The following is a 13,206-nucleotide window of genomic DNA, read 5'->3' as shown; positions in this document are numbered from 1 at the left end:
TCACCTTTTTAGTGTTTTTAAAACCTCTTCTTTTAATATTTCAAATATTTTCTTTTTATATTCTAAAAATTCAACACTTGTTTTATCTCTAGGTCTTTCTAATGGTATTTCTATTATATCTTTTATCTTCCCAGGTCGTGCTGTTAATACAACAACTCTATCAGAAAGATATACTGCCTCATCTATACTGTGTGTTATAAAAAATATTGTTTTCTTATCCTTTTGCCAGATCTTTAATAATTCATTTTGTAATATAGCTCTTGTTTGGGCATCTAAAGCCGCAAATGGTTCATCCATTAAAACAATTTCAGGATCATTTGCTAATGTCCTTGCTATAGCAACTCTCTGTTGCATCCCTCCACTCAGCTGATATGGATAAGCTTTTTCAAAACCTTCTAAACCCATAAGTTTTATAAACTTTCTTGCTATTTCATACCTCTCCTTTTTAGGAACTCCTCTCAATTCTAAACCAAAGGCAATATTGTCTATAACATTCCTCCAAGGTAATAATGTATATTGCTGAAAGACAACACCTCTATCAGCTCCAGGACCCTTAATTTCTTTCCCATCCAATAAAATCCTGCCTTTTGTAGGTTTATCTAAACCTGCTATAATTCTAAGTAGTGTGGTTTTTCCACACCCTGAAGGCCCAACAACTGTTAAAAATTCATTTTTATATACCTCCAAATTTATATCATCTAATGCTGTGATCTTTTTTCCATCTACGTCAAACACTTTTGTTAATCCTTCTATTTTTAATTTTATCATATAAAATCACTTCATCATCTTTCTCCAAATAAAGTATTTATTTTCTATATATCTTAAACCATTATCTAATACAATTCCTATTAACCCTATTATTATCATACAGGCTATAACTACATCCATTCTGCTTAAAGAGTAGGCATACATAATTAAATAACCTAAGCCAGAATTACTTGAAGGTAGCATTTCTGCAGCTACAACACACATCCATGCTATTCCTGCTCCAACTCTTAAACCTGTTAATATTGAAGGAGATGAAGCTGGGATAATAATTTTTAATAAGATGTCTCTCTTTTTTGCTCCTAAAGTTAGTGCCATCTCTACCAATGCATTAGGAACTCCTCTAACACCTGCAATAGTGTTTATCAATATTGGGAAGAAAGCTCCAATAAATATAATAAATATCATTGAACTTTCAGATAAACCAAACCATACTAATGATAAAGGGACCCAAGCTAATGGAGGAATAGGCCTTAAAAGCTCGATAACTGTATCAAATAGATCATAAATAATTTTAGAATATCCCATAAAAATTCCCAAAGGAACTGCAACAGTAGAAGCTAATATAAAACCAGATAACACTCTTTTTATACTAACAACAGTGTTATCAATTAAACTTCCAGTACCAAGGATATTAGTTAGAGGGTGAGAGAGGACATAGATTACATCTTCAACTTTTGGTAATAAAATAGGATTATTTATATAAATAGCTAAAACTTCCCACATAATAATTAAAGAGAAAGGCATAATCATTTTTATCATTATATTATTAATTTTCACCTTCTCCCCTTGTTAGCTTTTAACTCATAATTTTAAAATAAGCTATATAATTTTATTGATTATATTAAAGTAAATTTAAATATATAAATGTTAATTATATAAAAAAAGATTTATAACCAAATAGATTTCAACCCTGCCCACATTCTCATTTTCTCATAGGCAATAATCCTTGGAATGTTCTTAGCTTCTTTTGGTCCAGGATTTTTCATGTAGAAGGCATTAACTTCATATACAGTTCCATATTCTTTCCTATCCAAAGCTATTTTTCCAAGTCTTGATAAATCAACCAACAACCCAGCTAAGGCAGGGCTGTCATTAATTCTCCCATTAACAATCAACTCATCCCTTGCTCCATTAAATGAGATATACTCAATATGCAAAGAGATAAATTTCTTGTCTCCTAATGGCTCTAAATAACCTGTTGGTTTTATGAAGTGAGGAGCATTATATCCAAGAATATCTTCAACAATTGAACTTTTTGTAGATTCTTTACTTTTATTTCTATCAACATCTGTCAGTGCTAAAAAATCAGTGTTTCCTCCTATGTTAAATTGAGCTATGCTCAAAACATATCTATTTCTTTGGAATAGATGAGCTAAGAGGTCAGCTGTTAGTGGAGTAGCCCCTGTAGCTCCATCATCACCAAATATAACCATCTTGCTCTCCTTTGCAAGCTCAACATAAGTAGGGTCATTGGCTATCAATGTGGGAATTGCATTTATAAAACAAGCTCCTCCAACTTCTTTAGCATATCTTGATATTGCATAGGCATAGAATTGAGTTGCTGTCAATCTCTCTTTATTGTTCTCTTTTATGGCTTTTTCCAATTCTTCTCTACTATTAAATGTTTTAAATGCTTCTGTTGTGCATACATTTATGAAAACTTCAGCTTTAGCCTCTTTCCATTCATCTATTAGGTGGTTTATAGCATCTTCTAAACTCATTTTATCTTCTAAACCTTCAGCCTTTATTGGGAGATTTTTTAAGCTGTTTAAATGAACTCCTTTCTTTACCTCAATATCTTTTAAACTTTCAGGAACATTGTTATCATAATGTTTTGCAACATCATATACACTCTTTCCCACTTTATTAACATCTACATCATAAGAACCAACTATATTGATATCTTTTATTTTTATTTGTAGCTCATCCCTTAATGGCACTCCATAAGGCTCAATCTCCCCAGCTTTTATCTTCTCTAAACCTGAAGCAAAAATTGACCCTACAAACCCTTGCCCTAAGATAATGACATTCACCAATTTTTCTCACCTCCTTCAAATTTTTGTAATAGTTTTTTAAGTTATTTCTTAGGTTTAGAAAATTTCTCCTCCACTTCTTTTCTATGTATTGTGTTATAAGAACAGAAAGGTATTATTCTTCCATCTGGTATTGCATAATGTATGCAACATCTCTTAACCCTATCAACATCAAAATTGTAAGCATCCATAAAGTGCATACAACTTATCATTAAAGTGTTGTAGTGGAATTTAGCTAAAGCATCATAATCTCCTTTCAATATATTAACTATTAAAGATATTATTTTTTTAATATTTATATATTTTGGTGCATTTTTTAGATCTATTAATGATGGTAATTTACTTCCAATTTCTAATACTACTTTGATGTCTTTCAATTTATTATTATAATCTAACTCTTCAATATATTCTTTTATTAGCTCTAAGAAACCTTCTACATCAATAAATCTTGTTATAGGGATCATTTTTCCATCATCTACAAAGACATATGTTGCTACTCCACAGTGTTGATGTGCTGATAAAGTAGGTTTCTTTTTATTAAACAGTTTTTCAACAAAAATAGAAATTGGTGCTACTGAAGGTACTGGATAAAAGTCTTCTTCTGTTAAAGATGTTTGTTCTTCAACTAATCTTATAAAATCTGGAATTGTTATTCTTCCATTTAACAATACATCTTCATCAACCCTACCAGAAAATGAAACTGGCTGAAAGTTTACCCCTCTAACAACATCAACATTTTTTACAGCATAATCAATTATCCCTCCTACTTCACAGTCATTAACATCTTTTACTAAAGTAGGGACAAGAACAACACTATTAAACTCTAATTCTCTACAATTCTTAATAACCTTATCTTTTATTGGGAACAAATTTTTTCCTCTTGCTATTAAATATGGTTTTTCAGATATACCATCAAATTGTAAATATATTGTTGATAATCCAGCTTCTTTAATTTTTTTAAGGTAATTAATGTTTTTAAGTTTTATACCATTTGTAGCTAATTGTATATGTACAAAACCTATGTCTCTAGCTAACTTTATAAGCTCTGGGAGATCTTGTCTTACTGTTGGTTCTCCTCCTGCAAATTGAATAGCAGGAGTAGGAGGTATTTCATTTCTTAAATTAATCATCATATTCTTTATTTCTTCAAATGATGGTTCATAGATTTTTCCTGTTTTATTAGCATTAGCAAAACATATTGGGCAATTTAGATTGCATCTATTTGTTACATCAATATTTGCCAATATGGTTGATGATTTATGAGCTGGACATAAACCACAATCATATGGACAGCCCTTGTCTATCTCTGTTTGATGGAAATCTATTTTATTTACAAATTCATATTTATTATACTTCTTATAAAGTCTTGCATCACTCCAATAAAGGTCTTTAAACTCTCCATGTTCAGGGCAGGATTTTTTAATAAAAATTTTATTATTCTCTTCATAAACAATAGCAGGAATTCTTTTTAAACATACTGGACAAAGTGATAGAGTCTCTTTAATAATTTCCATAATTTCCACCTAAAAATAAAAACACTTATTTATGTTTTATGTTAATGTTTTTAATGATATATAAAATTAATTTGAAATAGAGGGAAAGGATGAAAATAGGAATTATAAGCATTGAAAGAGATAATGTTGTGAATGATATAATAGAGAGTTGTAAAAAGTTAAATGTAGATTATAAATTAGTAAACCCAGAAAATATTGCTATTGGTATTAATATGGACTTTAATATTAAATATTTTAAATCCTCATTATTAAATATCCCTATCTATTTTGTTAGAAATTTAGGCTATGATAATATTTTTAACTTTGATATTCTAAGATATTTGGAGAACTTTTCTGATATAGTTAATCCTCCAAAAGGTATAGAATTTGCAGGAAATAAATTTTTAACATCTATGATGTTAGAGAAATATAATCTTCCTCAACCAAAAACAGTGGTAACTAGTAGTATAAGTGAAGCCATATATTGGATAGACTGTTTTGAAGATGTGGTTATAAAACCACTAATTGGATGTAGAGGGGAGGGGATAATTAGAATAAAAAAAGATATGACTATAACTAATAAATTAGAAAAACTAAATAAATTTAAAGAGAAGTATAAAACATTTTATATACAAGAATTTATTCAACCAATATCTAATGAGTATAAGGATATAAGAGCTTTTGTCATAGATGATGAAGTCTTTGCATATTATAGAATAGGCGGGGATAATTGGAAAAATAATGTATCTTGTGGAGCTAAAATAGAGATGTGTAGAATAAATGATGAGTTAGAAGATCTTGCTATAAAAGCTAAAGAAGCTCTTAATCTTTTCTATGCAGGAGTAGATGTTATTGAAAGTAAAGATGGATATAAAGTGCTGGAAGTTAATGCTACTCCCTCATGGGAAGGATTAAAAAAGTTAAATATCAATATTTCAGACATATTGGTAAAAAAGATGATTAGGTTTTCAAAATGCTAATAGTTGATGTTAATCATGGAGCTTTAATTTTAGCTAGGGAATATAAAGAGATGGGATATGATGTAGAGGTTTGGGATATATATAATAAATTAAAAGATAGTAATAATTTAGATGTAAAGATAGTGAAAAATCCAAATTTAAATGATTATGAAAAAATAGTTGCTCCAATACATTGCCCCATTGATAAAAAATTCATATCTTTTCATGAGGCAGTTTCAGAAATTATTTTAAAAAAATATAAGAACTTATATAAAAAATTCATTTGTATAACTGGAGTTAAAGGGAAAACTACAACAACAGAATTAATTTTTCATATTTTAAAGGAAGATTATAAAGTTTTTATTAATAATTCAAATTATGGTTCTATTGCTCCTCCAGCTATTTTAGAGAAGTTAAGTAACATAAATATTGATGACTATGATATTTTTATTTTTGAAACTTCTTTAGGTTTAATTAGATGTAAATATGGTGCAATAACTAATGTTTTAGAAAATTATAAAATAGCTAAGGGGAAAAGGGATGCTCTATTTGCAAAGTTTTCTACTTTAAAATTGGCTGATGTAGGTTATATTAATATTAAAGACATTAAAAGATATAATTTAGCCATTGAAAAAAATAATATCAATGTTATAAATGAACCAACAATATTAAAGAAATATCCATTAGAATTTGAATACTGTGGAGAAATTTTTAATTTCAACAATAAAGTTTTTGGATCTCATTTAGCAGAAAATGCAAGTTTTGCTATAGAGATTTGTAAAAATTTTCTTTCTTTAGAAGATATAAAGGAAAAATTAAAAAATTTTAAAATAAAAAATAGGATGGAAATTGAAAATGTAGGAAAACATGTTGTTATAAAAAATATAAATCCTGGTTTAGATGTTAAAGCAATAAAATATGCCATAAATGATTTCTTAGAAGTCTTTGGTGGGGATATATACATTGGTGGAGATTTTGGAGTGGTTTGTGAAGAGATAGATATAAAGAAGTTATGTAATATCCTAAAATCCTTTAAAGTTAAATATTTCTTTATTGGGGATATTGGGAAGGAATTAAATAAATATTTAGAAGGAGAATTTAAAGATAAAATTGAGATTAAAGATGACACCCTTATTATTTTAAGGACAAGAATAAAATAACAATTAAGAATTCTTATTGCTATATTAAAAATTTTTATTTAAGAAAGATTTAAATATTTCCTGTAGGAATAAAATTATTCCATAAGAATATTTGTGAGAGGATGCTTATTAAAGATTATATAGAAAGATATTCAAAAGAAATTGATTTACTACTAAACCCTAATGGCAATCCTCCACTACCCTTTAACCCATATAAAGATGAAAAGAATTTTGTAGCAATGTATTATCTTCAACTTGCTTCTATAGACCAAGCTCAAATTGTTGGAACTGCTGAAAATGTTAGAAAGTTAATGGTTAATTTATATAACATCTTTGGAGAGAAGCTCTTTAACATTAAAGAAGAATCTATTTTTCTTAAAACTTTAAAATCAATAAAAGAAAAAGAGAAGATTAGATTAGGTAAATTATGGGGAAGAATTCCAAAAATATTGGTAGATGTGAATAATTATCTTAGTGATATTGATTATGACTTATTAACTCATACAAAAAACTTTGAAAAACCTATAAACTTTGTTAATGATTTAGCTAACAAGATATATATGATGGGCAAATCAAAAGAATCAGCTAAAAAGAAGGCATGGATGTATATGAGGTGGATGGTTAGGGAATACCCTGATTTAAAAATTTTTCATTTTGATCCGGCAGATTTATACATTCCTGTTGATAGGCATGTAGCTAAAGTAGGATATTGTTTATCAGTGTTAGATAACTATAATTCAAACTGGAAAAATGTTGTAAAAATGACAAGATTTGCAAAATCATTATATAAAAAAGATCCTGCTAAAATAGACTACCCATTCTTTTTATTGGGTAGAGAGATTGGTAAGGATATACTATTAAAAGAGAAAAAAGAGAGAAGAAAGATGTTAGAGAATATAATTCTCTCAAAATTGAGGTGAGAAGGTGTATATCTACTATCTATTAATAGCCTCTTCAATAACTGTATTATACTGTATATTAGTAAGCATGCTTCAAAATAATTTTGTAACTCCAACAATATTAATATTTTTTATTATCCTTGTGTTAACTTTAAATATAAAAAGAATTTATTCACTACTGAAAAAATTAGAAATATTTTTTATGGTTTTAGTAATTTTAGGCTTTGGTTTGGCATTATATAAACTCTATTTACCATATTAAAGGTGATTTTATGAATTTATTTGAAATTAATATAGCTATTGTTTGTTTTATTGTTGGAAATTTTTTAGGGTTGAATTATAGCTATAATAAATATCCTTTTCCCTATGTTGAAAATAAAATAGATATGTTAGCTTTAATACTATCCATTTTAGGTGGAATTTTGTTAAATACTCCTCTCTATGATTTGGGAATATTATTATTAAGTTTTCCTTTTGGCATGAGACCAGGTTATGGAAGAATAGAATTTATCTTAGGGTTATCTTTAGCTATTATCTTATATTTGGTGAAAAAATGGATGTTGATAGGAAATATTTAGAAGATTCTATCAAGCAAAAGATTAACATTATTAAAGACAATAGGTTTTTGATGGATAACTTATTTCTCCCTTTGGCTAAAAAACTTGATATGGATGTAGATGAGATCATAGAAATTTTCTTAAAAAAGGTAGATTTTGCTTCAGTTTATGAATTATCTGCATATGTTGAACAAGCAAAAATGGGATGTTTAGGTAGAAAAGTTGATATTGATTTAGGATTGTGTTATCTAGCTGATTTCTTTAAACTAATAGATAGAAAAAAAGCTGATTTAATAAGAAAAAAAGTTGTTGAACTACATCTATTATATAATAAGCCATATAAAGATGCCTTAAATGTAGGAAAAAAACTTATTATTAAACTGCTGAGGGAGAAAAATGAAAAATCTTGTTAGGAAGAGATCAGTTCATCTCTGTGTTATAAATACTGGTGGATGTAATGGATGTGATGTTGAGATACTTTCCTGTATCTGTCAGAGGTATGATATTGAGCAATATGGTATATATTTTCACAACAACCCTAGAGAGGCTGATATATTAGTTATTACTGGACCTGTTACTTTACCATGGAAAGAAAGATTAAAAGAAATATATGAAAAAACTCCTGAACCAAAAATTGTTGTTGCTGTTGGAGCATGTGCTCTTACTGGTGGGATATTTAAAGAAGGTCATGTTGTTGGAGGCGTAGATAAGGTTATTCCTGTAGATGCCAAAGTTCCTGGATGTCCTCCTAGACCTTCTGAGATAGTTGAAGCTCTATTAAAAGTTATTCCTTTAATAGCTTTAAAAGAAAAGAGGTTGAAGTGATTATTATGTCTCTTCCTATTGGTCCTATACATCCTGCATTAAAAGAACCCATTAGAATTAAGTTAATCTTAGAAGGAGAAAAGCCTGTTGATGCAGAAATTGAGATGGGTTATGTTCATAGAGGAATAGAGAATATTATGGAAGGTAAACATGTTAATAAAGCAGTGTTTTTAGCTGAAAGAGTTTGTGGAATATGTTCCTTTGTTCATACAGTAACATTCTCTGAATGTGTAGAAAAAATTTCAAATATTGAAATTCCTGATAAAGCAAGATATTTAAGGGTTATTTTAATTGAGTTAGAGAGAATACATAGTCATCTTATAGCAATAGCATCCTACTGTCTATCTATAGAGCATGAAACACTGGCTATTTGGTTGTTAAATGTTAGAGAGAAGATATTAGATTTAATTGAGATGATTACTGGAAATAGGATAAATATGGGTTATTGTATAGTTGGAGGGGTCAGAAGAGACATAAATAAAGAGATAATTAATAAGATTAATGAAAATTTAGATGATTTTGAAGAGAAGTTTAAAAATATTTTAGATGTGTTTGAAACAGCTCCATTGGTAGGTTTGAGAAGTAAAGGAATTGGAGTTTTAACATATAAAGAAATCATGAGAACCCGTGCAGTAGGGCCTGTTTGTAGAGCTTCTGGATTACCAGAAAGTGACTGGAGGCTTAGGCACACAACATATAAAGAGCTAAACTTCAAACCAGTATGGAAAAATGAGGGAGATAATTTTGCAAGAAATCTTGTTAGATTTTATGAAATATTTGAAAGTATTAAACTAATAAGAAAAGCTTTAGAACTTTATGAAGAATCTTCTGGAGATATAAGGGTTAAGCCAGAAATAAAAGCAGGAGTTGGAGAACATAGGTTTGAAGCTCCAAGAGGAGAATTACTGTATAGGATGGAATTAACTAATGGGGGGCTAATAAAAAGGGTGGAAATTAGAACTCCAACAGTCATGAATTTAGAGGCATATAAGTATATGCTAAAATCTTGCCCAACTGTTGCTGATGCAGTGTCATGTTACACATCAATAGATCCTTGTATATCTTGCACAGAGAGGGCTATTATTATTAAGAAGGTGATTTAATGTCATTTTTAGGATATATCTATGAGATAAAAGAAAATATTAAAGATCTTCTATTTGCAAAATCTAAAAAATCTTATTATATTCCTCCAAAGAGATATAGAAAAATTCCTCCAAGTGTGGTGTATCCTGAAAAATGTATATCTTGCTCAGCATGTAAAGAGAGTTGTCCAGCATTTGCTATTGAAATGAAATATAATAATGAGCATAAAAAAGAACTACCTTTGATTGATGAAGGTTCATGTATAGCATGTGCAAACTGTGTTGAAGTTTGCCCTACAGGAGTTTTGGAAATAGATAAACATAGAGTAGAAACTGAAGATGAACCATATATAAAACCAAAATATAATTATTTATTGATAGATGAAGAGATCTGTGTAAAATGTGGTAATTGTAAAAAAGTTTGCCCTGTAGAGGCCATATATAAGAAAGAGAAGAAATATTATATCAATATTCAAAATTGTATATCTTGTAAGAGATGTTTAGATGCCTGTCCTGTAAATGCTATTGTTATTTTAGATGAAAAAACTTTCAAAGAGAAAAATAGAATATTTTTTGATTTAAAAATAAAAAAAGAGATGAATAAGCTTAAATATGAAGAAAAAATAGAGAAAACTCCTCATATTGTCAATAGTCTATGTATATTATGTAGAAATTGTAAAGAAATATGCTTTGGAGAAATAGATTTAGAGAAAAAAGTGGTTATAAAATGTGTAAAATGTGGATATTGTTTAGAAGTTTGTCCTACATCAGCTATAAGAGTCTATAAAGAAAGAATTGCAAAGAATAAAGATTCTTGCTATATTATTAATGAAGATCAGTGTATAGGTTGTAGAATTTGTTATAAGGTCTGTGAAGTTAATGCTATTAAAATTAGTAAAGAGACAAAACTCCCTTACATTTTACCAGAGAAGTGTGTTGCTTGTGGGTTATGTGCTAGGGAATGTCCTGTAAATGCTATAAAGGAGGTTAAAAAAGACATGGCTATGAAAGAGGTAGAAAAGAGGATTATTGAAGATAAGATTATAGAGAAAATTGAAAATGAGTTATACAATTATATGGAAGAGTATAGCAAAATTTTACAAGAGGTGGAAATTACTGCAAAAAAATCTCTAGAAAATGAAGTAAAGAAAAGAATAAAAAATGAAATAAAAAGAATTAAAGATTTAAAAAGAGGATATAATGGTGACGGCTAAAAAATTTGGAGATATTAAGTTGAATATTATCTTTAATAAAAGGGAGATTATTGTTAGAGAAGATAAATGTTTAAAATGTTTAGAGTGTTTAATAGTCTGCCCTACAGGTGCTATAGAAGAAGGAAAATATATTGTGGAGATTAATAAAAATAAGTGTGTTTTTTGTGGGAGATGTGAAAAGACATGCAAGTTTAATGCTATATCTATAATAAAGTTAAGATTTGAAAACTTCAAGATAACAGAGGTCAAAAAATATGAAGATATTTATATTAATTATAATAGGTGTGTAGGCTGTTTAGTATGTTTGAAAAATTGCCCATTTAATGCAATCACTACCAAAAATGATAAGATAGATATTATTAAAGATAAATGTAATCTTTGTGGAAAATGTGAAGAAGTTTGTCCATCAGAAGCTATAAAGTTAAGGTGATCACTCTGTTAGAAGCAGAGAAATCTTTAGAAGAAATGGGAATTAAAGAAAAAGAGATTGCAAACAAAATAAAACCTATAAAGTATGAGATAATTTGTATAAATGGAAGTAAGTGTATTAGATGTAATCTATGTTATAAAGCTTGTCCTGTAAATGCTATAGAGATGGCTAAGATAAGAAAACCAGCAAGCATAATAAAAGAGAAATGTGTTAAGTGTGAAATATGTGTCCAAACGTGTCCTGTAAATGCAATATATGCAATAGAAGGAATAGCTAGGGTAGAAGATAATCATGTAAAATATAAGGTTTATCAACTAAATATCCCTCATAGAAAAATAAGGTTAAAAAATTATTCCCTTGATAAAGATAAATGTATAAAATGTGGATTGTGTGCAAAATACTGCCCTACTAATGCTATAAAAGTTGAAATAAGAAAAAGTATTGATGTTGATCTTTCCCTATGTATGGGATGTTCTGCATGTCAGGAAGTTTGCCCAAAAAAAGCTATAAAAGTTGAAAATGAAATAGGAGAAGTTATAAAAACTAAAGAAATAGAATTCAATAAAGATCTATGTGTAGGATGTTTTGTATGCTTAGAAAATTGTCCAGTTAATGCTATAGAACAGGATTTGGATAAAATTAAAATAAATAAAAATAAATGTATTTATTGTGGAAAATGTGAAGAAGTTTGTCCAATGGATGCAATAAAACTATTTAGGATACATTCTCAATAACAATTATTCCATCACTTAATCTTTTTATTCTATAATCACCCAATAGTTCAAGTTCTTTTTTAATTTCCTCTTCAGAGTAATATTTTACAAATTTTCTGTTTAGCCTATTATAGAACCCAAATATTTCACAATAATCTTTTTTATCATTGGCATATTTTGGAATGAATTCTTCAGAAATATACACTTTTCCTCCAGGAGCTAATGATTTTGCCAATTTTCTTATAAATATTTTTAGTGATGGGATATATTTAAGTACATGTGAGCAGATTATTTTATTATACTTCCTCTTTGGAATAACTTCTAGGAAATCAAGATTTTTTAGCTCATAACCACTTGGATATATATTCTTTACTCTAAATTCTGCCATTTCTAATAACCCTTTTGAAATATCAACTCCTGTGTAATATCCTTTTGGATAAACATTATCTATAAAGAACTGTGGAGATCTAGAACCACACCCAATATCCAATATATAATCATCTTCCTCAATATCTAAATAATTAGCTGCAATTTCTCTATGGAATTCATAGTATGGGCTACTTAATATCATATCCCATATATCAGGATCTTTTTTAAAACTTAAAGCAATTTTTGGATGGTTGTAACTTATTAATGCATATCTTGCTACATGTGTTACATAATTAAATTTCATTATATAATCACTAATTATATTATCCATTTTTGGTAACTTTATTTCTAACTTATAAAATTCATTAATATCTAACCTTTCATCATCCTTATATTCTAGTATATTCAACTTTATAGCAGTTTTTATAAAATCAATTATAAACTCTTTGTTAGGATACTTTATAACATTGGGAATCTCTTCAAATTTTGGTTTATATTTAGCAATATTTGGAAAAATTCCAAACTCTATACCTTGCTTTATGAATGTACCTAAAAGTTCATAATATAAATATTTAATAGTATCATTTAACATTTCAATCTTTTTTCTAACTTTTAGTTCAGAATTTACTACATCTCCAATAACTTCATTTATAATATCACTTAATGAAGATGAAACAATCTCCTCTCTATTACATTTCTCCTCTCCAGTAAGATCAAATTTCATA

The 13,206-nt window shown here is 28.3% G+C and carries 16 protein-coding genes; 11 read left to right on the top strand and 5 right to left on the bottom strand.

The window, feature by feature from the left end:
* From METVI_RS0106320 to tes, 4 genes are all read right to left on the bottom strand, one after another.
* Positions 1-768, bottom strand: a complete 768-nt coding sequence (locus METVI_RS0106320; RefSeq protein WP_004592796.1) for an ABC transporter ATP-binding protein — start codon at positions 766-768, stop codon at positions 1-3.
* A gap of 6 nt (positions 769-774) precedes the next feature.
* A complete protein-coding gene (locus tag METVI_RS0106315) occupies positions 775-1,527 on the bottom strand; it encodes an ABC transporter permease (RefSeq protein ID WP_004592798.1) in 753 nt (250 codons plus the stop codon).
* Positions 1,528-1,655: 128 nt separating this feature from the next.
* The gene (locus METVI_RS0106310) at positions 1,656-2,804 is read right to left on the bottom strand and encodes an inositol-3-phosphate synthase (protein WP_004592800.1); all 1,149 of its coding nucleotides are present in this window, start codon (positions 2,802-2,804) and stop codon (positions 1,656-1,658) included.
* A 41-nt stretch (positions 2,805-2,845) separates the two neighbouring features.
* Positions 2,846-4,309 carry a tetraether lipid synthase Tes gene (gene tes / locus METVI_RS0106305; protein ID WP_236610571.1) on the bottom strand — a complete coding sequence of 488 codons (1,464 nt, stop codon included), beginning with the start codon at positions 4,307-4,309 and terminating at the stop codon, positions 2,846-2,848.
* A gap of 95 nt (positions 4,310-4,404) precedes the next feature.
* Here tes and mptN point away from each other — a divergent pair, with 95 nt between their 5' ends.
* The 11 genes from mptN to METVI_RS0106250 all read left to right on the top strand — a co-directional run bounded on the left by mptN (position 4,405) and on the right by METVI_RS0106250 (position 12,133).
* Positions 4,405-5,274 (top strand): tetrahydromethanopterin:alpha-L-glutamate ligase, encoded by an 870-nt coding sequence (gene mptN / locus METVI_RS0106300; RefSeq protein ID WP_004592804.1) that lies wholly within the window; start codon positions 4,405-4,407, stop codon positions 5,272-5,274.
* Complete coding sequence (cfbE, locus tag METVI_RS0106295; protein ID WP_004592806.1) at positions 5,268-6,413, top strand: coenzyme F430 synthase; 1,146 nt, start codon at positions 5,268-5,270, stop codon at positions 6,411-6,413. Before mptN ends, cfbE begins: the two co-directional genes overlap by 7 nt.
* Positions 6,414-6,514: 101 nt before the next feature.
* Positions 6,515-7,312, top strand: a complete 798-nt coding sequence (locus METVI_RS0106290) for a DUF2400 family protein (protein WP_004592808.1) — start codon at positions 6,515-6,517, stop codon at positions 7,310-7,312.
* A 4-nt stretch (positions 7,313-7,316) separates the two neighbouring features.
* Positions 7,317-7,553, top strand: coding sequence for a hypothetical protein (locus tag METVI_RS0106285; protein ID WP_004592809.1), 237 nt, complete (start codon positions 7,317-7,319; stop codon positions 7,551-7,553).
* A gap of 10 nt (positions 7,554-7,563) precedes the next feature.
* Entirely contained in the window at positions 7,564-7,869 is a 306-nt protein-coding gene (locus tag METVI_RS0106280; protein WP_004592812.1) for an energy-converting hydrogenase subunit EhaL family protein, read from the top strand.
* Positions 7,845-8,261, top strand: coding sequence for a DUF1959 family protein (locus METVI_RS0106275; RefSeq protein ID WP_004592813.1), 417 nt, complete (start codon positions 7,845-7,847; stop codon positions 8,259-8,261). Before METVI_RS0106280 ends, METVI_RS0106275 begins: the two co-directional genes overlap by 25 nt.
* Entirely contained in the window at positions 8,245-8,673 is a 429-nt protein-coding gene (locus tag METVI_RS0106270; RefSeq protein ID WP_004592815.1) for an NADH-quinone oxidoreductase subunit B family protein, read from the top strand. Before METVI_RS0106275 ends, METVI_RS0106270 begins: the two co-directional genes overlap by 17 nt.
* 2 nt (positions 8,674-8,675) lie before the next feature.
* Positions 8,676-9,776, top strand: coding sequence for an NADH-quinone oxidoreductase subunit D-related protein (locus METVI_RS0106265; RefSeq protein ID WP_026152919.1), 1,101 nt, complete (start codon positions 8,676-8,678; stop codon positions 9,774-9,776).
* Positions 9,776-10,969, top strand: a complete 1,194-nt coding sequence (locus METVI_RS0106260) for a 4Fe-4S binding protein (protein ID WP_004592819.1) — start codon at positions 9,776-9,778, stop codon at positions 10,967-10,969. Before METVI_RS0106265 ends, METVI_RS0106260 begins: the two co-directional genes overlap by 1 nt.
* The gene (locus METVI_RS0106255; protein WP_017981132.1) at positions 10,956-11,399 is read left to right on the top strand and encodes a 4Fe-4S binding protein; all 444 of its coding nucleotides are present in this window, start codon (positions 10,956-10,958) and stop codon (positions 11,397-11,399) included. Before METVI_RS0106260 ends, METVI_RS0106255 begins: the two co-directional genes overlap by 14 nt.
* A complete protein-coding gene (locus tag METVI_RS0106250) occupies positions 11,369-12,133 on the top strand; it encodes a 4Fe-4S binding protein (RefSeq protein WP_004592823.1) in 765 nt (254 codons plus the stop codon). Before METVI_RS0106255 ends, METVI_RS0106250 begins: the two co-directional genes overlap by 31 nt.
* On the opposite strand, the gene METVI_RS0106245 is transcribed toward METVI_RS0106250, so the two are convergent.
* Positions 12,114-13,205 carry a class I SAM-dependent DNA methyltransferase gene (locus tag METVI_RS0106245; RefSeq protein WP_004592825.1) on the bottom strand — a complete coding sequence of 364 codons (1,092 nt, stop codon included), beginning with the start codon at positions 13,203-13,205 and terminating at the stop codon, positions 12,114-12,116. The genes METVI_RS0106250 and METVI_RS0106245 overlap by 20 nt on opposite strands.
* Position 13,206 lies beyond the last annotated feature (1 nt).

The sequence above is a fragment of the Methanocaldococcus villosus KIN24-T80 genome (assembly GCF_000371805.1).
Classification (GTDB): domain Archaea; phylum AGJL01; class Methanococci; order Methanococcales; family Methanocaldococcaceae; genus Methanocaldococcus; species Methanocaldococcus villosus.
This window is presented reverse-complemented; position numbering and strand designations above follow the sequence as displayed.